Source organism: Bacillus sp. BK450 (genome assembly GCF_004364885.1).
Classification (GTDB): domain Bacteria; phylum Bacillota; class Bacilli; order Bacillales; family Bacillaceae; genus Bacillus; species Bacillus safensis.
Genome location: NZ_SOBQ01000001.1, coordinates 399407 through 420849 on the forward strand (window position 1 = coordinate 399407; position 21443 = coordinate 420849).

The window sequence follows — 21443 nt, forward strand, 5'->3', positions numbered from 1 at the left end:
TCTTAGCTGTTCTTATTCTACTACATTTTCTCCGTTTGATCCCGTTTTACCTCTTTTATATTGTTCGTCATTCATGAAAGAATCAAGTCCGTTTGCCGTCAATCCATCAAAAGAAAATAGGGGACAAAAAAACTCAAACTTATGTTGTGGAAGTTTGAGTTTTCAATCGTTATTTTTTTGTGAACGCATCATGAAGTGCGGAAAGCTCTCTCTCAAGTTTATCGAGTAGTTTCTTGCCTTCATGTTGATCAACTAATCCAAGCCGGACAGCAAAATCAATCTCTCTCGATAATCCGAACATTTGAGTATCTAAAACCTCTTCATAAAGAGGACATTGCGGCATCGTTAAGTTGTCCATTTGCACTTGGATCAATTTTAAAATTTTATCTGCATCCAATTTTAATAAAGCCAGTGCTTTTTGCCGATGATCGACTAAAATTTCTGACGCCAAAAGTATCCCTCCGTTCCCCAGGCGAGTACCTAATTCTTCTATTTATCATAAAGCGAAACGCCCAAAATTGCAAGCAGATTTGTACAGTTCGCTTTGTGAAAATAAAAAGAAGACATTTCTCATTAAAAGATACTCATCTCATATTTTTCACTCATGAGCTCAAGCAGCTTAATCCCAGCAATACTATTCCCTTTTTCATCCAGGGCAGGACCGAAAATTCCGATTCCAAAATCATATGGTGCCGCTCCCATAATTCCGCCTGAAACACCGCTTTTAGCAGGTATGCCGATATTAATGGCAAATTCCCCGCTTGCATTATACATGCCGCACGTCACCATAAAGGTTTTACAAATTCTAGCGACATCTTTTGAAAGAATTTGCTTGCCCGTCTCTGGATGTCTGCCATCTAATGAAAAAACACAAGCAATTTTCGCCAAATCTAAGCTGTTCATCATGATGGCGCATTGTTTCGTATACACGTCCATGACCTCTTCTACGTTCCCTCTAATAATATGATATTGCTTCATATAATAGCACATAGCCCGGTTAATCATCGATGTCTCAAATTCGGATGCGGCTGTCTCTTTGCAGTATGTAATGCTTTTATCATTTGCGAGCTCTCTAATAAAGCCAAGCAGGCGGTTCAGCTGATCTTGCGGAGTGGCTCCTCTTATTAAGCTTGTGACTGCAAGCGCTCCTGCATTAATCATTGGATTCAGCGGCTTATTCGGACTTGCTGTTTCCAGCTTTATCATTGAATTAAATGGGTCACCTGTAGGCTCTTGTCCAACAAATTGAAAGACTTTTTTTGGCCCTTCTTCTGAAAGCACGAGCGCAAGAGCTAATACTTTAGAAATACTTTGCAGGGTAAAGCGTTTATCTACATCTCCTGCCGAGTGGCAAGTATTACTCACATGGTACACAGCCACAGATAAATCCGTCTGATCCGCTTTGGCGAGAGCGGGAATATAGGATGCTACTTTGCCATCTTTGGCCACTTTTTTTGCTTCTTCTACAAATCGCTGAAGCTCTTCATTGTCACGACATGCCATGCCCAACATCCTCCCTATCTTTCATGTACGATTAGTGTGTACAAGGAAAAGCATGTTTATGAAAGTGACAAAGCAGACGAAAACTTCTATAATTTATGTTGGAAAGGGGTTGTCTTGAACATGAGCATCATTCAAATTAAGGGGAACGTAAAATACAAGATCACCATTGATCCAAGTGTATGGATTTTTGATGACCGCAAATTTTTAATGGATTCATTTTTTGAAAAAAGCACGGCAAATGAAGAAAGTCAGCTGGATCAGGAGCTTGACCAAGAGCGGGTGATCAGAGAAGGACAAACACTTCCACCCACTTTAAAAACAGAGAAGAAGTACGAAAAGGAAAGACTCATCACAGGCAGCTTCGGAATGAAGCTGGGTGATATGCTGAAAAATGCAGAACCGCTTGAACATGCAGACACATGCAAATTTGTCACAGAAACAGAGACAATTGCTGTTCCGCTTTCTCAGGCAATGGAAAGCATTGCACACTTCAGCCAAAATGGGAAGCCGATGACAGAAGAAGGACCAATCCACGTTTATTTCGCAGATCAGTCCAACCTCACTCAGCCGATAAAAGGTGTCAAAGAGCTCATCATTACATAAGACAGAGGGTCTGGACTACAGCAAATCAGCTGCAAGCTGTGCAAGTCCAGACCTTTCTCCTTTGACAAGCTTGACATGTCCAGATATTTGCTGACCTTTGAACCGCTCAATGACATACGTAAGCCCATTATTTAAGCTGTCTAAATAAGGATGATCGATCTGCTCCGGGTCCCCCATCAGCACGATTTTACTTCCCTCTCCGACGCGCGTTAATAATGTTTTTACCTCGTGTTTCGTTAAATTCTGCGCCTCATCAATGATAATAAATTGATCAGGAATACTTCTTCCACGGATATACGTTAAAGCTTCCACTTGAATAGAACCAATTCCCGCCAAAATCGCATCAAGTTCACCAGGTTTTTTTGTATTAAATAAAAATTCCAGGTTGTCATAAATCGGCTGCATCCATGGTCTGAGTTTCTCTTCCTTTTCACCTGGCAAGTAGCCTAAGTCCTTGCCAACAGGAACAATGGAACGGGCTACAATCAGTTTTTTAAACATGCCGAGATCCTCTGTCTGCATTAATCCGGCAGCCAGTGCAAGCAGTGTTTTACCAGTTCCTGCTTTTCCGATCAATGTCACGAGCGGAATATCACGGCGCAATAGCAGCTCTAGGGCCATCGTCTGCTGAACATTTTTCGGACGGATTCCCCAAACATGCTCTTGATCATAAATAAGCCGTTTCACGTTCTCTGCTTTTTGATCAAGCATTCCTAAAGCAGAGCCGCCTTCATTCCCCTTCATAATGACAAATTGATGAGGGTTTAATGGTGCACTTGTGACTTCTTTTACCAGCAATTGACTTTGCTTATAAAATGTATTCAATTGCTCCGTCGGAATATAGAGCTCATGATAGCCGTTATCAATGTCTTCATTTTGCAGCACGCGATCACTTAAGAAATCCTCTGCCTGGAGACCTATGGCATCTGCCTTTACCCTGACTAAGACATCCTTGCTGACCAAAATAACAGGCCGTCCGTGAGGCTTTGTTTCTTCCTCTAAGCTCAAATTTTTCGCGACAGCCAAAATTCGATTATCATTTGTTTTTTCAATAAAAATTTCTTGAAGCTCATGGAAAGAGCGGTGATTCAGCTCAATTCGCAGCGTCCCTTTTGACTCTAGCGTAATTTTTTCATGCAGTTTCCCTTTCGATCTCAAACCGTCGATTAAACGTGAGACACGCCGGGCGTTTTGCCCAACCTCGTCCATGTATCTCTTTTTCGAGTCTACTTCTTCTAACACAACGGCCGGAATGACGACCTCGTTGTCTTCAAATGAAAAGATTGAATTCGGATCCTGTAATAACACATTTGTGTCTAATACATAAATTTTACTCAGGTCCTTCGCCTCCTGATCGGGGTTTCATTCATCCTTGTCTTTCCCAAAACGATTGTTAAAATATATGTTTTCATGAATAAAGTTAGAAGGTTAATTCAACAATAAAATAAATCATGCAGTTTGTGAAGGAGGGAATTTAGATGCGACTATTTTTAACATTATTCATGATTCAATCGATCATTCTGTTAGGCGCTTGCCAGCAGCAGGAAAAGCCAGAAGCGCTGGACAAGCAAGATGGACGCCAGCACTTAGTAAGGGTGTCTGACTCATCCAAGAAAGAGACCAATCAAGCCCGCCCATCCACAGATGTTGCGCAGCATCTTGTCAATGTGACAGAGCACGTAGCAGATGTCAATGATGCAACGGCAATCGTCATCGGCCGTTATGCTGTTGTTGGTATTGATGTAAAAGATGATTTAGATAGAAGCAAAGTAGAAACCATTAAATATTCAGTTGCAAAAGCGCTGAGAAATGACCCGGAAGGCGCAAATGCTGTTGTGGTTGCTGATCCGGATACAGTCAGCCGATTAAAAGAAATGGGCAAAGAAATCCAAGCAGGCCGTCCGGTAAGCGGTATTATGGATGAACTGGCTGCCATTGTCGGCCGCGTGATGCCAGAGATGCCGAGAAATGAGATCGACCGTAACGAAAAGGATCCGACAAATGATCCGAATAATCAGCTCAAAGAACAGGATCAAAAGCAGTTAGAAAAAAATCAAAACGACCAATCAAACCATCATATGAATCAGAAGAACTAATGAGAACGGCTTATATCTCCTGTGATATAAGCCTTTTTCTACGCTGATTTTAAGTAGCTGGAAAACATGCTATAATAAATGCAATAAAGTGAGGTGAAAATGATGAGAGTGAAGTGCTCATTATGTGAAAAGCTTGAAACCATTGATGATGATACACTTGTTGCTAAACGGTTAAGAAACCGGCCTATTCATACATATATGTGCGATGACTGCCAAGAACGCATTAAAATAAAGACTGAAGCTCGCATCAAAACTGGCAGATTCTCTCTTTATCAGGATCCTGCGACGAAAGAGAAAAAGAAGAAAAAAGGAAAGAAAGAACAAAAGACATAAAAAAGACCTGACACATGTTCAGGTCTTTTTTTACGTATTGACTGTTCCTTCTTTTTTCGCACGATGCAGCCGTATTTTATAAATAATCAAAATGGCAGCTGCCACAACCAGTCCTTCCGCTACTGGCAGGAAGATACCTAGAAATGTGAGAAACGTGCAGCCAAAAATCAAAAACAAATAAATCACGAGCGCTTTTAAAATCGGTAAACGTCTTGCAAAGCCGAGCTTAAAAACAATAATCGCTAAAACAAGGATGGTGCCATATAGGAGCCACATCCCTGTTTGCGGATTTTCATCGACACGAAACAGCATCGCGAAAAAGGATAGATTTTCACTTACTTCCTGATCATTCAAAAAGATTCCCTCCCCTTATCTTTCAGGGTTCTATCTTTTTAATTCTTCATGGAATTAAGATAATCCTGCTAGCTTTTTCTTCTTCGCTGCTTTCTCACGTTCGTTTTTGTCTAAAATTTTCTTTCTAAGACGAATGGATTCAGGTGTAACCTCACAGTATTCGTCTTCATTCAAGTACTCAAGAGATTCCTCAAGTGACATAATGCGAGGTTTTTTCATGCTAACTGTTTGATCTTTCGTCGCTGAACGTACGTTTGTTTGTTGTTTCATACGGCTTACGTTTACAACAAGGTCGTTCTCACGGTTATGCTCCCCAACGATCATCCCTTGGTATACTTCAGTACCTGGCTCAACGAAGATCACACCGCGCTCTTCAACACCTTGGATTCCGTAAGCAGTCGCTTTACCTGTTTCCATTGAAACAAGTACACCTTGACGGCGTCCGCCGACTTGACCAGACTGCATTGGCTGGTAGCTGTCAAACGTATGGTTCAAAATACCAAAACCACGAGTTAATGAAAGAAATTCAGTTGTATATCCAATTAAACCACGTGATGGCACTGTAAAGATCAGGCGAACTTGACCGTTACCATTATTGATCATGTCAATCATTTCACCTTTTCTTGCACCCATTGATTCCATAACAGAGCCAGTATGCTCTTCTGGTACATCAATTTGAACGCGCTCTACAGGCTCACATCGAACACCATCAACTTCTTTTACAATAACTTCTGGCTTCGATACTTGTAATTCAAAACCTTCACGTCTCATATTCTCAATGAGAATGGATAAGTGAAGCTCTCCGCGTCCAGAAACAACCCAAGCATCAGGTGAATCAGTTGGATCTACACGAAGACTGACGTCTGTTTGAAGCTGCTGCTCTAAACGCTCTTCAATTTTACGTGATGTCACGTATTTTCCTTCACGGCCTGCAAATGGGCTGTTGTTTACAACAAACGTCATTTGAAGTGTTGGCTCATCAATACGAAGGATTGGAAGTGCTTCTTGGTGTTCTACCGGACAAACCGTTTCACCTACGTTGATGTCTTCCATTCCAGATACAGCGACAAGATCTCCCGCTTTCGCTTCGTTGATTTCCACTCGTTTTAACCCTTGGAAACCAAAGATCTTTGTCACGCGGAATTGTTTCACAGTGCCGTCGACTTTCATCAAGGCTACCTGCTGTCCTACTTGCATTGTTCCTCTGAACACACGGCCAATTCCAATTCTGCCAACATAATCATTGTAATCAAGTAGTGCCACTTGGAATTGAAGCGGCTCTTCATGGTTATCAACTGGGCAAGGAATATGGTTCACAATGGCTTCAAACAATGATTCCATGTTTTCATCTTGCTTGCTCGCATCGTTACTTGCTGTACCATTGATTGCTGATGCATAGACAACTGGGAATTCAAGCTGTTCTTCTGTTGCATCCAATTCAATGAACAAGTCGATCACTTCATCGACTACTTCAGCCGGACGAGCAAAGTCGCGATCAATTTTATTGACGACAACGATTGGTGTTAAGTTTTGCTCAAGTGCTTTTTTCAGCACAAAGCGTGTTTGAGGCATACAGCCTTCATAAGCATCCACAACAAGGAGTACACCATCTACCATTTTCATGATACGCTCAACTTCACCACCGAAATCGGCGTGTCCTGGTGTATCTAAAATATTAATGCGTGTATCTTTATAATTTATCGCAGTATTTTTAGCTAAAATCGTAATACCGCGCTCTCGCTCTAAATCATTTGAATCCATGGCTCTCTCAGCGATATTTTCATTCGCACGGAAAGTACCAGCTTGATGGAGCAATTGGTCAACAAGCGTCGTTTTACCATGGTCAACGTGGGCAATAATTGCGATGTTGCGAAGGTCTTTTCGAAGTTTCACATTTTCATCTCCTAAAATAATTAGATAACTTTCATATTATATCACAATCCCCTTTAAATGCCGATCGTTTTTCTGTAAACTTATATTAACTCTAAAAAAAGGGATGGGGACATATGAAACAAATCAAATGGCTTCTATTATTATGTGCATTACTTGCAGTTGTCAGTATGGCGTTTATTGGGGTAACTCTTGCAGAAAAAAACATACTGGGTATATGTCTAAGCATTGTATTCGCCATGATTTTCATGGGTACAGGATTTACATTAAAAAGAAAATTAAACGTGCAATCATAAAATTAGGTAAAAGCCTTTTACATTCTACATGTAGAAGGCTTTTTATTTTGAGTAAAAACAAGACAAATCACCTATGAAAGCTCCATTTTGCAGACGGAACGTATCTTGAAGAATTGACAAAAGTAAGCAATCTGAACCCCTCCATTTTTCGACAAGAACTTTTATAGTTCTCCAAAATCAAACATAAAGTTACAATTTTCCTATTCTTCCACAAAGTTTCTCATGGTATGCTTTTCTTGCAACAAAATTTAACAGAAAAGGGAGAGAAAAGAAGCATGAAGAAGTTTTTGAGCAAATCGCTCAGCTCTGTTGTATTTTTCGCTTTAGCTATCATTCTTACTTTCACAACAGTAGCTCCTGGGCAAGCAAGCGCTGCAACTTTCAAAGGAATTCCTTTTGAACAGCAGCAAATCATTAAAGAATTATTGGAGAAAAACGAGCGTGTCATCAACATTCTCATCAATTCATTTGTTGAGGAAGACAACAACTACACATTTGATGTGAAAAAAGCTGTTGAGCTCGGACTAACTGAAGAAGAAGCGGCGACTGCTGAGAAATTCTTAGATCGCGCAGCTGTTCTTACAATCGTTTTCAGTGAAAGCATCACTAAAAACGAAAAAGGGAAATTGGTTTTTGATGCAGCAAAAGCTGTTGAACTTGGTCTTACAAAAGAAGAAGCGGCTAAATTCGAAAAACTTTTCAAATCAGTGATCAGAATTGCTGATCTTGCTGGTGATGCCCTTGTTCTAGACAAAAAAGGAAACGTTGTGATTGATTCAAAAATCGCAAAAGGTCTTGGATTCAGCTCTACTGAATTACTTGTTTTCAACCAAATGCTTAAGAAAATTCCTCAAGAGCAATTGAAAACGTTCTATGATGCAGTTCAAATTGCGAAAGAAAAATTAAGCTAAGCTAGAAAAAACCCCCACCTGGTTTATCCAGATGGGGGTTTTTTATTTCAGCCAATAAAGAATGATCATCATGGCGTATCCTATACCAAATGCGATACTTGCTCGATATAACAGCTTGCCATAGTAGCGCTTTTCGAATTTTCTTCTTTCTTCCTTTTCATCTATATATGGCATGAGATCAGGAGTCTGTATAAAGGTAATTGGCTCTTTCATTTCGTGATAGAGGTGTTGGCAGCTCTCGCAGGATTGTAAGTGCTCTGCTACAATTTTATTTGTTTCTGCACTTGTGTCCCCCTCTATATAAAGTGGTAACAATTCTTCAATCAAATAACAGCTCATTTATTGAACTCCTCACAATGTAGCATTCGCTTCAGCTCTAATCTGGCTCGATGAAGGGTTGTTTTGACTTTAGATAAAGTCCAATTCAAAATTTCAGCTACTTCTTCATATGACAATTCTTGAATATCTCTTAAAATAAGGACCTCCCGGTAGGAATCCTTCAGCTGATAAATATGATGCCACAGCCTTTCTATATCAGCTTGTTTTTCAATGTGATCTTCTGGTGTCGTGAACGACTGCTGCTCTAAGAAATCTATTTCCTCTACGTTTGTAAAAGTCCATTTTACTTTTCGGCGATAATCATTCACAAATGTGTGATACGCAATGGTATAAAGCCATGTTTTCATACTAGAATGTCCCTTAAAGGAGGACAATCCATGCAGTGCCTTTATAAATACGTCTTGCGCAAGGTCCTTGGCCGTTTCCATATTTCCCGTCCGGCGATATAAATATTTAGTGATTTCCTGAAAATAATCTTCATAGATTTTTTCAATTTGGTCGGCTGGTCTGGACATCAAAAATAAAACCACACAGTCATCCAAATCGATAAAACGATAAAAAAGAAATATAACGAGTAAATAAACCCTTTCATACGTTTTAACTCGTCATAGTCATTCTGACCTTTCATCGACGCTGAAGACTGCTTTTTATCCGCGTCCACATGCTGATATTGCTGCTCGTGTGCCTTCATCCAGCTCGCTGCCTCGGCTCCCAGATCCCCTTCTTGATACAGTTCATATAAGTCTTGAAAGATGGCTTGTTTTTCTTTATCTGTCAAAACGATGCACCTCTTTTGTTCGTCCATTCACTTCATAGATTTTATGCTCATTTGATCCGAAGGTTTGTATGATGACAAGCCATGAAATGTCGATATTCCCTTCTTTGTCGATCATCTTCACAGGTTTTATTTGCTTTTTATAGATCGTAGATGGTTTATACCTTTTAAGTACTTGCTGATAGACGTCCTCCCGATCTTGATTAGATACTGCGTGCGGGATAGAAGAAGCTGATTGCGATTGCACTCTCAACTCAATTCCATCATCCCCTTTAAATAGATTGACGACATGAGATGAGTGGTTAAATGTAAATTGTTTGCTTTCACTAGTGCCTGTTTCTTTTCTTATGTCTTTTGGCGTTTCCCCTATGATTTTTAACAAATCTTCATCGCTGACGTTCCCTTTTTTCTGTTGAAGAATCGCTTTTGACAGCTTAAAGCTGATAACTTCTTTTGTTGAGCCATTAAACAGAAACTCCGATTGATCTTTTGTTGTAACCCTCACTTCATGCTGCCAATTAAAATAAAATTCATCAATGCCTGTGATTTGATAAGCTGGCGGCTTGAGGTTTAAGTGTTTATAAATGCTGTTGATCCTGTTTTTTATCTCCGTTTCTGTTAAATGGATTCCGTCAATATCCTTTAATTGAAAGATGGCGTTTACGTATTGCGCTTGTCGAAGCGTCCCTTTTTTCCAGGTGGCAGACGCTAAACTGTCCTCTTCATTCTGAGACATTTTTGGCAGAAGAAGAACGTCCGTTTCTCCGTCCTCTTTTTGTACAGTCAATTGAATGCGATTAAGATCTATTGACCTTCCGCTTCTTTCGAAAAATTCAATGGTTTTTTTCCTATATTCTTTATCGGTCAGTTCCTTTCCCTCTACACGACCTCGATAAGAATATCCGCTTAATTCACCTGTAAACGGAGAAATATTCACTTCATACTGATCATCTGCAAACACGTAATGATAAGGGATAGGCTGATGACTAGCATTTAAATACAGCGATTGATGCTCTGGTACAAATTTTGAAGCGAATGCTTTTGCACTTGCTTCAGATAAGGGGCGATATTCTTGTGAAAAAGTATCTACCAGTTCCGTTTTGGTAAATTGGAACATGGTATGAGGAATATTGACAACCGGGTTGAGTAACAGCAGAAAAAAGACAGTTATACAACCAGCGCCCCACTGCCTTAATCTCAGCTTGTCCCGTAGTAAAGCAGATAAAAAATCAATCGTCATAAAGCTTCCTGCTGCTGCTATTAAAATAACAATCGATTTAAATGTAGATTGGAGCTCATGCTTCGAGATAGAAGGATAAAATATATAAAGCAAGGCTGCGAAAATCAAGCCATAGAACAAAAGCAATTCCTTCCACTTTCGGTGCCAAAACAAGCGAAAGAAAAGGTGCAACAGCAAAGCGGCAAAGCAAGCCATAGCCAAAATGGTGATCATATCTCTCCATACTAGCCCCGTATCACCGCTAAGAAAGAACTTTTTGCTTTCAGCAAACACAATAAACACTGTTTGACATAAAGGTAGAAGTAATACAGATAAATCAAAAACAAAGAACATACCTTTATTTTTTAAATAAGGAAGAGTAATCACATAGTACAGTGATGCAAGCAAGACATACCCATAAATGAGAAATTGCATGAAATCTGTCAGCACCTCGAATGTTTCGATCGTATACTGTCTAGACAGGACTTGGTGGATCATTTCAACTGTCATACCGCCAAGCAGAACAACTCTTAATACGATTCCAGCATAAAATACATAACTACTCCTCTTTTCTTTCCATATGGTGAGTGTCACGAACAGGACAAATAGTCCAAGTACACACCATTGAATGATGTGGATACTGTACTCATTTAAAATAAAATACCTTTCAAAATGGAGCGATAAATCACTAAACAAATCAAACATTGATACACAATCCTTTACATGAAATTAAGGCCTCATTCGTATAGACATCCGCCTTACCAAAAAGTTTCAGGAAAAACAAAAAATCACTTCATTCTCATGAAGTGATGTCGTTTATTTTTTATTTCCGCTTCCTTTTATGTAATCATGCAAGATTTTTTCACAAATGGATCGATTTCCAGCCACTATACTGTTTTTGTCTAGGAACGTAAGACGTTCTCCGTGAATATTTGAGTAAACGGCCCCTACTTCATCAAGCAGTACGCAGCCCGCTGCATAATCCCACGGCGCAAGCCTTAAGGTGACATATGCGTCACTTCTGCCGCTTGCAATATAAGCAAGCTCAAGGGCAGCTGATCCAATCGTTCGTGTCCCTCTCACGTCACGCACAAGACGGGCAAATGGTTTGGCGTCAAAATAAGGGCTTTCGATCGCCCATGTCGGATTAATACCTACAATGGCTTTTTCAATCTCCACATCTTTTAATGGAGGAAGCAGGATATCGTTCATATAGGCTCCTTCTCCTTTAATGGCATGGTAGAGCTCGTCATGAATGACGTCATAAATAAGACCGATTTTCCCCACACCATTTTCAAATATCCCGATTGAAATGGCAAAGTTGCGTTTTTGATGGACAAAGTTCATTGTGCCATCGATCGGATCAATGATCCACACAATTCCATCGAGTGAGGTGACCTCTTCCCCTTGTCCCTCTTCTCCTAAAATGTGATGATCTGAAAATGTCGACTGTATTTTTTCAATAAAAAAACGTTCTGTTTCTTTATCGATATTCGTGACTAGATCATTTGGATTTGATTTTGTTTCAATTGATAGACCTTCCTGCATGGACGCTTTAATACGGCTCCCTGCTTCTTTTACCCAGAGCTTTGCAAGACGGTCAATTTCCACCCAGTTTGTCATCAGATTGTAAACCTCTTTTCTATGTAGGACCTATTTGTAATAGCATACTGATATTATGTACGTAAAAGCAAGAAAAAAGCAGCTTCATACAAAAACGAACCGATGAATTGGTTCGTTTTTACCTCACGCTGTTTTACCCTTGAAGCTGCTCCCATTCTTTTCTTAGGCGCTCAAGCTTTCGTTTGCTGCGTTCGATTTGGATGTCATCTTTTTGTTCGATGGCTTCATGAAGCGTAGAAAGCTCATAATCAACCTCTAATCTCCACACAGCGATGCGATTTTTCTTCTCCTGTCTATAGCCCTGCTTCACGATTTGCTTCATTGGTCAACGCCCCTTCCAGAGAATGATTCATTCCTTGTCAGTTTTCATTGATAAAAATTCAATCGATAAGAGAAATGGTTCTTGCTTATATCGTATGAAGCGATCGCATAACCGCAACGACATTCTGAAAATTGTGTCTTTACCTATTAATGATGTACCACAAAATGAAAGGTTTTAAACGCTGCACCACGCCCTTTTATCTGCCGGTGCATCTTTTTTTGAGCTTGACCCAAGCTATGATAAAATATGATCAGCGAAAAGATACAGGAGGCATAACATGAGTGAAATGCGTTTTAGAGATGAAGATTTTGAAACATTCACAGTTGATGGTTTAGATGAACGAATGACTTTATTAAAAGAAAGAGTCCGTCCAAAGCTTGAGGCACTTGGCGAACATTTTGCACCACTTCTTTCTTCTATTACAGGAGACGAAATGTTTGTACACGTCGCAAAGCATGCTAGAAGATCTGTCAACCCGCCAAATGATACATGGGTTGCTTTTGCAAACAGTAAGCGCGGATATAAAAAACTTCCTCACTTTCAAATTGGACTTTGGAAAACACATGTCTTTGTATGGTTTGCGCTCATTTATGAATCTCCAGTTAAGGGTGAGTACGGTCAGCTATTTGAAAAAGAGCTAGACACCATCCAGCAGAAAATACCGCAAGATTTTGTTTGGTCTAAAGATCATATGAAACCAGATGTCATGCGTCACAGCGAACTAGATTCCGAACAGCTGAAAACGCTTTTTGAACGTGTTCAAACAGTCAAGAAAGCCGAGCTTCTGTGCGGCATTCAGCTGCCTAGAGAGGAAGTCGTTCAAATGAATAATGAAGAATTCCTATCGAAAATCGAAAATGCCTTCCGCACGCTGACGTATCTATACCGCTTCACACAGAAAGAATCTGTATAAAAAAACGAGCCCTTATAGGCTCGATTCAAATTGTTGACAAAGGGCTAAAATGATTTTGATTTTAGCCCTTTGTCTTCTTTTTCAGCGTGATAGAAAACCTTTGAAGTCTAGGGAGGACGAGTACCGGCGCGGAGCGAATTTGACATTTGTGAGCACCGGCACGCAGGCCTGACACCGGATGCGAGGGTTTGTCTGCACGCTGAAACGAGCCTTTATAGGCTCGTTTTTTACATGCGTATAACGGCTGTCTCTTCTGCCTCTCTTGCGGTTTTCACTGCACGATAAGGGGAATACCCGCTTCCCTTTTCAAACGCCGCACAATGCGTTTTTTCCTCTGCTTTTGATGGCACAACCTCTTTAAATCGTTTATAAGCATCTAATAACTCCTGCTTCGCAATTCCTTTTTCATATGCTTTTTCAACAGCCTGAAAAAATGAAATGACTGCAATTTTTTCCTCTGTCGTCCAGTCGACATCCATTGGATATTGATATTCCATTTACTTGTCCCTCACTTTAACACTCATTTCTCATTTGAACTTTTATTATAGCATCTGTTTGATCAGAAACCGATTGATTTTATGCTTTACATTCCGATCAGTTCATAATATAATTCTTTTGTTTTATGCAATGAAATCTGCTGTAATTGGCACAATAATAGCAGGTATTTCGATGAAGGTGGGAAAGCAATTGTCACAACATGATACACCCTTATATACTGGACTAAAAAAACACGCAGCAACCAATCCAGTCCAATTTCACATTCCAGGCCATAAAAAAGGAGCCGGAATGGATCCTGAATTTAGAGCATTCATTGGCGACAATGCATTAAGCATTGACCTCATTAATATAGAACCTCTCGATGATTTACATTCACCTCGAGGGATGATAAAAGAAGCACAGGAGCTTGCTGCTGAAGCCTTCGGTGCTGATCATACGTTTTTCTCCATTCAAGGCACAAGCGGCGCTATCATGACAATGGTGATGACGGTATGCGGGCCCGGGGATAAAATTATCGTTCCGCGTAATGTCCATAAATCAATTATGTCCGCGATTGTATTTTCTGGCGCAGTTCCTGTTTTTATTCACCCAGAAATAGACAAAGAACTTGGCATCTCTCACGGTATTACACCTGAATCAGCCAAAAAGGCGCTCACTGAGCATCCAGATGCGAAAGGTTTGCTTGTCATTAATCCAACGTATTTTGGTATTTCAGCAGACTTAAAATCAATCGTAGACATTGCCCATTCATTTGATGTGCCTGTCCTTGTCGATGAAGCACACGGTGTGCATATACATTTTCACGATGAGCTTCCCCTCTCTGCGATGCAGGCAGGTGCCGACATGGCAGCAACAAGTGTCCATAAACTCGGCGGCTCTCTTACGCAGAGCTCTATTTTAAATATGAAGGAAGGGCTTGTTTCAAAAGACCGAGTGCAATCGATTTTGAGTATGCTGACGACAACGTCCACTTCTTATTTGCTCTTAGCGTCACTTGATGTCGCTCGAAAACGATTAGCCACTGAAGGAAAGGCACTAGCTCAAGAAGCCATTCGTTTGGCTGAATCAGCGAGAGACCGCTTGAATCAAATTGAAGGCATTACCTGCATTGGCAAGGAAGTACTCGGTTCAGCTTCCACTTACGATTATGACCCAACGAAATTAATTATCTCCATTAAAGACCTTGGGTTAAACGGACATGATGTCGAAAAATGGCTGAGAGAAAGCTATCGAATTGAAGTAGAGCTTTCTGACCTTTACAACATTTTATGTATCGTTACCCCTGGCGATTCAGATGAGACAATTGATACGCTCGTGACGGCGATGCAGGAAATTGCCGCAGCCTCTACTCGTGAGAGCGGCAAACAACCGGTAACGGAAGTTCTGCTGCCTGAGATCCCATCGCTTGCTATGACGCCGCGTGACGCCTTTTACGCTACAACGGAAGTCGTTCCATTTAAGGAAGCAGTCGGCCGCATTATCGCAGAGTTTGTGATGGTGTATCCGCCAGGTATTCCGATTTTTATACCAGGTGAAATTATCACAGAAGAAAATATATCGTATATCTTTAAAAATATTGAAATTGGTCTTCCTGTCCAAGGACCTGAAGATTCAACGCTTGAAATGATCCGTGTGATTAAGGAACAAAAACCAATTTTATAAAAAAGAAACATGCAGCCCTAAATGGAGCTGCATGCTTTTTTATTTATTCAGAGGCTTCATCACAGCAATGACAGTGACCACACGTTCCGTATAGCGTTGTCACTTTTTCATTTTCAAATTGATCAATGGTTTCATTGCAATCTTGACAAATAATTGTACCCACGTACATTCCCCTTTTCTTCATTCATAGTTTGAAAGCGTTTGATCTATTTCTTATTTCTATAATATGATGTCACATTTAAGTTGTCAACGGTTAATTGTATGACACATTTAATCATTTTTTATAAATATGTGCTTTTTTCTTATCATATTGAGGGAACGTTTCAATTGTATTTTGCTTCATATCAATTCTGTAACAATTGAGTAACAATCGAAAATTGTCAAAAGGGACATGATACACTAGAGTGACTAACAGGGAACAAGCTCCTAAAAATGTTGGGACAACCCCAAATGATTTTGAGGTGAATAGATTGAATTTTATGAGGACACTTCTCATTATATTCCCCATGCTCTTTGTACTTAGTTCATGCTCATTTGCGTATATCATACCGAATCAGACCGACCAAGTCCGTCATATTCAAAAACCGAGAATTCTCTTTTTTACTGATGCAGAAAACCTTGATAAAGAAAGCCCATATTATGATGCAGTCCTCGATTTAAAAAATGAATACCCTAAGGAAATGTCAAAAATGATTGTAAAAGAAGATCGTAAAGGGTGGAAAAATGAAGTGGACGAATTACCGGCTATTTTACTTGTCAATGATGAAAAAGTGATCGTGAAGGTGGAAGGAAATGTCCGCAGTAAACAGGAGATCTTATCGCCTTTATGTCATGCTTTAGACCGCGTCAATACAAACTAATGATATGTACCTTGCACTTATATATATCCATATGAAAAAACCCCTCACCTCATGAGGGGTTTTTCATATGGTGTTCAGGGCGCCAAAAAAACCCTCTCCATCAAGGAGAGGGTTTCATAGGTTTCATTATTTTACGATGTGGATTGGGCTTCCGATTGCTACTTCAGCCGTTTCCATTGTAATTTCACCTAATGTTGGGTGAGCGTGAATTGTCATAGCGATATCTTCAGCAGTCACTCCAGCTTCGATTGCAAGGCTAAGCTCTGAAATCATATCAGAAGCGCCAACACCTGCGATTTGAGCACCGATCACTAGACCATCCTCTTTACGAGTGATCATTTTCATGAAGCCATCAGTTGCATCAAGAGAAAGTGCACGTCCGTTCGCTGCGAATGGGAATTTCGCTGCAACGATTTCGATTCCTTCTGCTTTTGCTTCTGCTTCAGTGTATCCAACAGTTGCAAGTTCTGGCTCAGAGAATACAACAGCAGGAATACCAAGGTAATCAATTTCAGCTGGCTCTCCAGCGATTGCTTCAGCTGCAATTTTACCTTCGTAAGAAGCTTTGTGAGCAAGTGGTGGTCCATCAACGATGTCACCAATTGCATAGATGTTAGATACGCTTGTACGGCATTGTTTGTCTGTTTTGACAACTCCGCGGTCAGTCAATTCAACACCAACTTGCTCAAGACCAAGCTCATCCGTGTTTGGACGACGACCAACAGTCACAAGTACGTAATCAGCATCAACTGTTTTTTCTTCGCCTTTTACTTCGAACGTAACAGTGACACCATCAGATTTTTCTTCAACGCCTTTTGCAAGAGCGTTTGTATGGATTTCAACGTTTCCTTTTTTCTTCAGGTTACGTTTAACCAATGAGCTCATTTGCTTTTCGAAACCTGGAAGGATTTCGTCTCCACCTTCAAGGATCACAACTTCAGTTCCAAAGTTTGCATAAGCAGTACCAAGCTCAGTACCGATGTATCCACCACCGATGACAACTAACTTTTTAGGTACTTCTTTAAGCGCTAAAGCACCAGTTGAGTTGATCACGCGGTCTGTGTATTTAAAAGTAGGCAATTCAATTGGACGAGATCCAGTTGCAAGAATTGCATTTTTGAAAGTGTAAGTCTGTGCTGAATTATCATCCATTACACGTACAGAGTTGCTGTCTACGAAATAAGCTTCACCTTTGACGATGTCTACTTTATTTCCTTTAAGAAGACCTTGAACTCCACCTGTTAACTTATTAACAACAGAAGCTTTCCACTCTTGAACTTTTGTGAAATCAACTGTTACGTTTTCAGCTTTGATACCCATGTCTTCAGAATGCTTAGCATTTTCAAAACGATGGCCAGCATTGATTAGTGCTTTTGAAGGGATACAGCCAACGTTTAGACATACACCGCCAAGTGTTCCTTTTTCAACGATTGTTACTTTTTGTCCAAGCTGTGCAGCACGAATAGCAGCTACATATCCACCAGGACCTGCACCGATGACAAGAGTATCTGTTTCGATTGGGAAATCTCCTACTACCATGACATTACGCCTCCATTAAAATTAATTGTGGATCATTCAATAAACGCTTGATGTGGTTAAGGGCATTTTGCGCAGTAGCTCCGTCAATCATACGGTGGTCAAAGCTTAGGGAAAGAGCTAAGACAGGAGCTGCAACGATTTCGCCATCACGAACAACCGCTTTTTCAGCGATACGGCCAATACCAAGGATCGCTACTTCTGGGTGGTTGATGACTGGAGTAAACCATTGTCCACCAGCAGAACCGATGTTTGTGATTGTGCAAGATGCACCTTTCATTTCAGCTGGAGCCAATTTACCATCACGTGCTTTTGTTGCAAGCTCATTGATTTCGTTAGAAACTTCGAAAATCGCTTTGCGATCTGCATTTTTTACAACTGGAACGAGCAAGCCTTTTTCAGTGTCAGCTGCAATTCCGATGTTGTAGTAATGCTTTTGAACAACTTCATCTGTTTTATCATCGATAGAAGTGTTAAGTACTGGGTACTTTTTCAAAGCAGAAGTTAGAGCTTTTACAACGTAAGGCAAGTAAGTTAACTTGATTCCTTGATCAGCTGCAACTTGTTTGAATTGTTTACGATGTGCAACAAGGTTTGTTACATCAACTTCATCCATTAATGTTACGTGAGGAGCTGTATGCTTAGAGTTCACCATTGCTTTTGCGATTGCTTTGCGGATTCCGCTCATTTTCTCGCGAGTTTCTGGGAATTCTCCTTCAAGAACTGGAGCTGCTGCCGCTTTAGGAGCTGCTTCTTCTTTCGCACTTTCAGCTGCTTGAGGTGCTGCCTCTTGAGCTGCAGAACCACCATTAACGAAGCTGTCGATATCTTCTTTTAACACACGGCCGTTTTTACCAGAACCTGCAACTTTGTAAATTTCAACGCCTTTTTCGCGAGCATATTTACGTACAGATGGCATGGCGATCACGCGTTTGTTTGGATCAGCGTCTACTTGCTCTTGTGCGCCTGCACCAGTTGCTGCTGCCGCTTCTTCTTGTGCTACTTCTTTCTTCTCTGGCTCGTTACCAGCTTCAGCAGTACCTTGTACTTGAGCTTCAGTTTTTGCTTCGCCTTCTTCTTCGCTGCCTTTAAATTGAAGATTTTCGTAACCAGGTGCATCAAACGTAATGATTGTTTGTCCTACAGTTGCAACTGTTCCCTCTTCAACTTTTAATTCTAATACTTTTCCTTTAACAGGTGAAGGAATTTCTACAACTGCTTTATCATTTTGTACCTCTGCTAAAACGTCATCTTCATTGATTTCGTCGTTTGGTTTAACAAACCACTTAACGATCTCACCTTCGTGGATACCTTCTCCGATGTCCGGAAGTTTAAATTCAAATGCCACTGTTTTTCGCCTCCTAGATTTTGTTGAACCCTTGTTGTGTATATTTACACGGTCATGTAATTGATAAAGGGGAAGAGAAATAAATTCTTTTCCCCTCTGTCATTTAATTAAAATTCAAGAACTTTCTTCGCTGTTTCAAGTACATCTTTATGGTTTGGAAGCCATACGCTCTCAGCTTGAGAGAAAGCAAATACAGTATCAGGTGCAGCTACACGAAGTACTGGTGCTTCCAAGCTAAGGATCGCTCTGTCATTGATTTCAGCTACTACGTTTGCAGCAATACCAGCTTGTTTTTGTGCTTCTTGAACAACGATCGCACGGCCTGTTTTTTCAACAGAAGCGATGATTGTTTCAATATCAAGCGGGCTTACTGTGCGAAGGTCGATCACTTCAGCAGAAACGCCTTCTTTTTCTAGCTCTTCAGCAGCTTTTAGTGATTCGTGAACCATTGCACCGTAAGTGATGATTGAAAGGTCAGAACCTTCACGTTTCACGTCAGCTTTACCGATTTCAATTGTGTACTCTTCTTCAGGAACTTCCTGACGGAAAGAACGATAAAGTTTCATATGCTCAAGGAATACTACAGGATCGTTGTCACGAATTGCAGAAATTAAAAGTCCTTTTGCATCGTAAGGTGTTGAAGGAATAACAACCTTGATACCAGGCTGTTGTGCGATAAGACCTTCTAAGCTGTCAGCGTGAAGCTCAGGTGTGTGAACTCCCCCGCCGAATGGAGAACGGATTGTCACTGGAGAATGCCAGCGTCCGCCAGAACGGTAACGCATACGAGCCATTTGTCCAGAAACAGAATCTAATACTTCATAAACGAATCCGAAGAATTGAATTTCCATTACCGGGCGGAATTCTTGTAGTCCAAGGCCAATAGCAAGACCGCCAATACCAGATTCAGCAAGTGGAGTATCGAATACACGATCCTCACCAAACTCTTTTTGCAATCCTTCAGTCGCACGGAATACGCCGCCGTTTTTACCAACGTCTTCTCCGAAAACGAGAACGTTTTCGTCATTTTTCAGTTCTGTGCGTAACGCATCAGTGATCGCTTGAATCATTGTCATTTGCGCCATGGCTTACTTCGACTCCTTCTGTTTGTAAATTTCAAGCTGTTCAACTAAGTTGAATGGTTTTACATCGTACATGTTTTCAATCAAGTCAGTGACTTTTTGCTTAGGCTGTTCGTCAGCTTCTTTGATCGCTTGTTTGATTTGTTCTTTTGCATCTTCAATCACTTTATTCTCTTCTTCTTCAGACCATAGGCCTTTGTTTTCCAAGAATTTGCGGTAGCGTACCAATGGATCTTTTTGCTCCCACTCGTTTTCATCTTCTTTTGTACGATATCTTGTTGGATCGTCACCAGCCATTGTATGTGGGCCGTAACGGAATGTAAGAGTTTCGATTAATGTTGGACCTTCACCATTTACAGCGCGCTCACGAGCTTCAGCAGTTGCTGCATAAACAGCTAATGCATCCATACCGTCAACTTGTACGCCTACGATACCAGCTGCAGCTGCTTTTTGTGCAATTGTTTGTGCAGCAGACTGCTTTTCAACAGGTGTAGAGATCGCATATCTGTTGTTTTGGACAACAAAAATCGCTGGCGCTTTGTAAGCCCCTGCAAAGTTAATACCTTCGTAGAAATCACCTTGTGAAGCTCCACCGTCACCAGTGTAAGTGATTGCAACAGCTTTTTTACCGCGCTTTTTCAAACCAAGAGCTACACCAGCAGCTTGAATGATTTGTGCACCAATAATGATTTGCGGTGAAAGTGCATTCACATCTTCAGGCATTTGGTTACCAACAAAGTGTCCGCGAGAGAACAAGAATGCTTTTGTTAGCGGAAGACCATGCCAGATTAATTGTGGTACATCACGATATCCTGGAAGAATGAAATCTTCTTTCTCAAGCGCAAAGTGAGTTGCAAGCTGAGAAGCCTCTTGTCCAGCTGTTGGCGCGTAGAAGCCAAGACGGCCTTGACGGTTCAATGAAATTGAACGTTGATCTAATACTCGTGTAAACACCATACGGCGCATTAATTCTTTTAATTGGTCATCTGAAAGATCCGGCATTGCCGCTTCGTTTACGACTTCGCCTTTTTCGTTTAAAATTTGAAACGTTTCAAACTGCTTTTTGATGGCATCAAATTGCTTTTTGCTATCAACAATTGCTTTTTTTGTTTTTGCAGCCATTCTAAAGTCACCTCTTCCTTTCTTTTAACAGTCCATTTGTCGTGAATCCATTTATACATACAGATATAGGATAACCCAAAATACTCATATGACTCCTGTATATAATAGCCACTAAGATCGTTGTCGAAACATTGGTTGACCACTCGTTTTTGAGTCCT

25 protein-coding genes are annotated in these 21443 nt (G+C 40.6%); 8 read left to right on the forward strand and 17 right to left on the reverse strand.

The window, feature by feature from the left end:
- Window positions 1-169: 169 nt before the first annotated feature.
- Together EV579_RS02005 and glsA are read right to left on the reverse strand one after the other, a co-directional pair.
- Window positions 170-451 carry an Fpa/YlaN family protein gene (locus EV579_RS02005; protein WP_003212509.1) on the reverse strand — a complete coding sequence of 94 codons (282 nt, stop codon included), beginning with the start codon at window positions 449-451 and terminating at the stop codon, window positions 170-172.
- Window positions 452-573: 122 nt separating this feature from the next.
- The gene (gene glsA / locus EV579_RS02010) at window positions 574-1503 is read right to left on the reverse strand and encodes a glutaminase A (protein ID WP_044334025.1); all 930 of its coding nucleotides are present in this window, start codon (window positions 1501-1503) and stop codon (window positions 574-576) included.
- A gap of 120 nt (window positions 1504-1623) precedes the next feature.
- Between glsA and EV579_RS02015 the strand changes: the two genes are divergently transcribed.
- Entirely contained in the window at window positions 1624-2106 is a 483-nt protein-coding gene (locus EV579_RS02015; RefSeq protein WP_133743857.1) for a peptidyl-prolyl cis-trans isomerase, read from the forward strand.
- A 15-nt stretch (window positions 2107-2121) separates the two neighbouring features.
- Here EV579_RS02015 and EV579_RS02020 read toward each other — a convergent pair whose 3' ends face one another.
- Entirely contained in the window at window positions 2122-3444 is a 1323-nt protein-coding gene (locus EV579_RS02020) for a PhoH family protein (RefSeq protein WP_048238849.1), read from the reverse strand.
- Between the two features lie 140 nt (window positions 3445-3584).
- Here EV579_RS02020 and EV579_RS02025 point away from each other — a divergent pair, with 140 nt between their 5' ends.
- Window positions 3585-4202, forward strand: coding sequence for a YhcN/YlaJ family sporulation lipoprotein (locus EV579_RS02025; RefSeq protein ID WP_133743858.1), 618 nt, complete (start codon window positions 3585-3587; stop codon window positions 4200-4202).
- A 102-nt stretch (window positions 4203-4304) separates the two neighbouring features.
- Window positions 4305-4535 carry a YlaI family protein gene (locus EV579_RS02030; protein ID WP_024424769.1) on the forward strand — a complete coding sequence of 77 codons (231 nt, stop codon included), beginning with the start codon at window positions 4305-4307 and terminating at the stop codon, window positions 4533-4535.
- A 30-nt stretch (window positions 4536-4565) separates the two neighbouring features.
- Here EV579_RS02030 and EV579_RS02035 read toward each other — a convergent pair whose 3' ends face one another.
- Window positions 4566-4847, reverse strand: coding sequence for a YlaH-like family protein (locus EV579_RS02035; protein ID WP_044334035.1), 282 nt, complete (start codon window positions 4845-4847; stop codon window positions 4566-4568).
- Between the two features lie 96 nt (window positions 4848-4943).
- A complete protein-coding gene (gene typA, locus EV579_RS02040; protein WP_024424768.1) occupies window positions 4944-6782 on the reverse strand; it encodes a translational GTPase TypA in 1839 nt (612 codons plus the stop codon).
- A 113-nt stretch (window positions 6783-6895) separates the two neighbouring features.
- Between typA and EV579_RS02045 the strand changes: the two genes are divergently transcribed.
- Together EV579_RS02045 and EV579_RS02050 are read left to right on the forward strand one after the other, a co-directional pair.
- On the forward strand, window positions 6896-7075 hold the full coding sequence (locus EV579_RS02045) for a DUF5325 family protein (protein ID WP_024426900.1): 180 nt from the start codon (window positions 6896-6898) through the stop codon (window positions 7073-7075).
- Window positions 7076-7350: 275 nt separating this feature from the next.
- Window positions 7351-7986, forward strand: a complete 636-nt coding sequence (locus EV579_RS02050; protein WP_024424766.1) for a hypothetical protein — start codon at window positions 7351-7353, stop codon at window positions 7984-7986.
- 42 nt (window positions 7987-8028) lie between these two features.
- Here EV579_RS02050 and EV579_RS02055 read toward each other — a convergent pair whose 3' ends face one another.
- From EV579_RS02055 to EV579_RS02080, 6 genes are all read right to left on the reverse strand, one after another.
- Window positions 8029-8325, reverse strand: a complete 297-nt coding sequence (locus EV579_RS02055) for an anti-sigma factor family protein (protein ID WP_133743859.1) — start codon at window positions 8323-8325, stop codon at window positions 8029-8031.
- Window positions 8322-8840 (reverse strand): sigma-70 family RNA polymerase sigma factor, encoded by a 519-nt coding sequence (locus EV579_RS02060; RefSeq protein WP_073208301.1) that lies wholly within the window; start codon window positions 8838-8840, stop codon window positions 8322-8324. The genes EV579_RS02055 and EV579_RS02060 overlap by 4 nt, the downstream gene beginning before the upstream one ends.
- A complete protein-coding gene (locus EV579_RS02065) occupies window positions 8840-9103 on the reverse strand; it encodes a hypothetical protein (RefSeq protein WP_073205049.1) in 264 nt (87 codons plus the stop codon). The genes EV579_RS02060 and EV579_RS02065 overlap by 1 nt, the downstream gene beginning before the upstream one ends.
- On the reverse strand, window positions 9093-11024 hold the full coding sequence (locus EV579_RS02070; RefSeq protein WP_133743860.1) for a hypothetical protein: 1932 nt from the start codon (window positions 11022-11024) through the stop codon (window positions 9093-9095). Before EV579_RS02070 ends, EV579_RS02065 begins: the two co-directional genes overlap by 11 nt.
- Window positions 11025-11135: 111 nt before the next feature.
- On the reverse strand, window positions 11136-11942 hold the full coding sequence (locus EV579_RS02075) for an inositol monophosphatase family protein (RefSeq protein ID WP_024426895.1): 807 nt from the start codon (window positions 11940-11942) through the stop codon (window positions 11136-11138).
- Window positions 11943-12075: 133 nt separating this feature from the next.
- A complete protein-coding gene (locus tag EV579_RS02080) occupies window positions 12076-12264 on the reverse strand; it encodes a hypothetical protein (RefSeq protein ID WP_024424761.1) in 189 nt (62 codons plus the stop codon).
- Between the two features lie 277 nt (window positions 12265-12541).
- On the opposite strand from EV579_RS02080, the gene EV579_RS02085 reads away from it, so the two are divergent.
- Complete coding sequence (locus EV579_RS02085; protein WP_133743861.1) at window positions 12542-13177, forward strand: DUF1054 domain-containing protein; 636 nt, start codon at window positions 12542-12544, stop codon at window positions 13175-13177.
- 227 nt (window positions 13178-13404) lie between these two features.
- Here the strand turns inward: EV579_RS02085 and EV579_RS02090 are convergent, their stop codons facing one another.
- A complete protein-coding gene (locus tag EV579_RS02090) occupies window positions 13405-13674 on the reverse strand; it encodes a UPF0223 family protein (RefSeq protein WP_034281639.1) in 270 nt (89 codons plus the stop codon).
- 190 nt (window positions 13675-13864) lie between these two features.
- Here EV579_RS02090 and EV579_RS02095 point away from each other — a divergent pair, with 190 nt between their 5' ends.
- Window positions 13865-15337, forward strand: coding sequence for an aminotransferase class I/II-fold pyridoxal phosphate-dependent enzyme (locus EV579_RS02095; protein ID WP_133743862.1), 1473 nt, complete (start codon window positions 13865-13867; stop codon window positions 15335-15337).
- Between the two features lie 43 nt (window positions 15338-15380).
- Here EV579_RS02095 and EV579_RS02100 read toward each other — a convergent pair whose 3' ends face one another.
- Entirely contained in the window at window positions 15381-15500 is a 120-nt protein-coding gene (locus EV579_RS02100) for a GapA-binding peptide SR1P (protein ID WP_003212464.1), read from the reverse strand.
- Window positions 15501-15816: 316 nt separating this feature from the next.
- Between EV579_RS02100 and EV579_RS02110 the strand changes: the two genes are divergently transcribed.
- Window positions 15817-16197 carry a hypothetical protein gene (locus tag EV579_RS02110; protein ID WP_223250976.1) on the forward strand — a complete coding sequence of 127 codons (381 nt, stop codon included), beginning with the start codon at window positions 15817-15819 and terminating at the stop codon, window positions 16195-16197.
- Between the two features lie 126 nt (window positions 16198-16323).
- Here EV579_RS02110 and lpdA read toward each other — a convergent pair whose 3' ends face one another.
- From lpdA to pdhA, 4 genes are all read right to left on the reverse strand, one after another.
- A complete protein-coding gene (lpdA, locus tag EV579_RS02115) occupies window positions 16324-17736 on the reverse strand; it encodes a dihydrolipoyl dehydrogenase (protein WP_024426892.1) in 1413 nt (470 codons plus the stop codon).
- Between the two features lie 4 nt (window positions 17737-17740).
- Entirely contained in the window at window positions 17741-19081 is a 1341-nt protein-coding gene (locus EV579_RS02120) for a dihydrolipoamide acetyltransferase family protein (RefSeq protein WP_024426891.1), read from the reverse strand.
- A gap of 107 nt (window positions 19082-19188) precedes the next feature.
- The gene (pdhB, locus tag EV579_RS02125; protein WP_012009824.1) at window positions 19189-20166 is read right to left on the reverse strand and encodes a pyruvate dehydrogenase complex E1 component subunit beta; all 978 of its coding nucleotides are present in this window, start codon (window positions 20164-20166) and stop codon (window positions 19189-19191) included.
- Between the two features lie 3 nt (window positions 20167-20169).
- The gene (pdhA, locus tag EV579_RS02130; protein ID WP_024424754.1) at window positions 20170-21285 is read right to left on the reverse strand and encodes a pyruvate dehydrogenase (acetyl-transferring) E1 component subunit alpha; all 1116 of its coding nucleotides are present in this window, start codon (window positions 21283-21285) and stop codon (window positions 20170-20172) included.
- Window positions 21286-21443: the final 158 nt, after the last annotated feature.

Excerpts from the sequence above, each read along its gene's own strand:
- glsA (WP_044334025.1), bottom strand. The coding sequence starts at position 1,503 with ATGGCATGTCGTGACAATGAAGAGCTTCAGCGATTTGTAGAAGAAGCA.
- EV579_RS02015 (WP_133743857.1), top strand. The coding sequence starts at position 1,624 with ATGAGCATCATTCAAATTAAGGGGAACGTAAAATACAAGATCACCATT.
- EV579_RS02025 (WP_133743858.1), top strand. The coding sequence starts at position 3,585 with ATGCGACTATTTTTAACATTATTCATGATTCAATCGATCATTCTGTTA.
- EV579_RS02030 (WP_024424769.1), top strand. The coding sequence starts at position 4,305 with ATGAGAGTGAAGTGCTCATTATGTGAAAAGCTTGAAACCATTGATGAT.
- EV579_RS02035 (WP_044334035.1), bottom strand. The coding sequence starts at position 4,847 with ATGCTGTTTCGTGTCGATGAAAATCCGCAAACAGGGATGTGGCTCCTA.
- EV579_RS02045 (WP_024426900.1), top strand. The coding sequence starts at position 6,896 with ATGAAACAAATCAAATGGCTTCTATTATTATGTGCATTACTTGCAGTT.
- EV579_RS02050 (WP_024424766.1), top strand. The coding sequence starts at position 7,351 with ATGAAGAAGTTTTTGAGCAAATCGCTCAGCTCTGTTGTATTTTTCGCT.
- EV579_RS02055 (WP_133743859.1), bottom strand. The coding sequence starts at position 8,325 with ATGAGCTGTTATTTGATTGAAGAATTGTTACCACTTTATATAGAGGGG.
- EV579_RS02060 (WP_073208301.1), bottom strand. The coding sequence starts at position 8,840 with ATGTCCAGACCAGCCGACCAAATTGAAAAAATCTATGAAGATTATTTT.
- EV579_RS02070 (WP_133743860.1), bottom strand. The coding sequence starts at position 11,024 with ATGTTTGATTTGTTTAGTGATTTATCGCTCCATTTTGAAAGGTATTTT.
- EV579_RS02075 (WP_024426895.1), bottom strand. The coding sequence starts at position 11,942 with ATGACAAACTGGGTGGAAATTGACCGTCTTGCAAAGCTCTGGGTAAAA.
- EV579_RS02080 (WP_024424761.1), bottom strand. The coding sequence starts at position 12,264 with ATGAAGCAAATCGTGAAGCAGGGCTATAGACAGGAGAAGAAAAATCGC.
- EV579_RS02085 (WP_133743861.1), top strand. The coding sequence starts at position 12,542 with ATGAGTGAAATGCGTTTTAGAGATGAAGATTTTGAAACATTCACAGTT.
- EV579_RS02090 (WP_034281639.1), bottom strand. The coding sequence starts at position 13,674 with ATGGAATATCAATATCCAATGGATGTCGACTGGACGACAGAGGAAAAA.
- EV579_RS02110 (WP_223250976.1), top strand. The coding sequence starts at position 15,817 with ATGAGGACACTTCTCATTATATTCCCCATGCTCTTTGTACTTAGTTCA.
- lpdA (WP_024426892.1), bottom strand. The coding sequence starts at position 17,736 with ATGGTAGTAGGAGATTTCCCAATCGAAACAGATACTCTTGTCATCGGT.
- pdhB (WP_012009824.1), bottom strand. The coding sequence starts at position 20,166 with ATGGCGCAAATGACAATGATTCAAGCGATCACTGATGCGTTACGCACA.
- pdhA (WP_024424754.1), bottom strand. The coding sequence starts at position 21,285 with ATGGCTGCAAAAACAAAAAAAGCAATTGTTGATAGCAAAAAGCAATTT.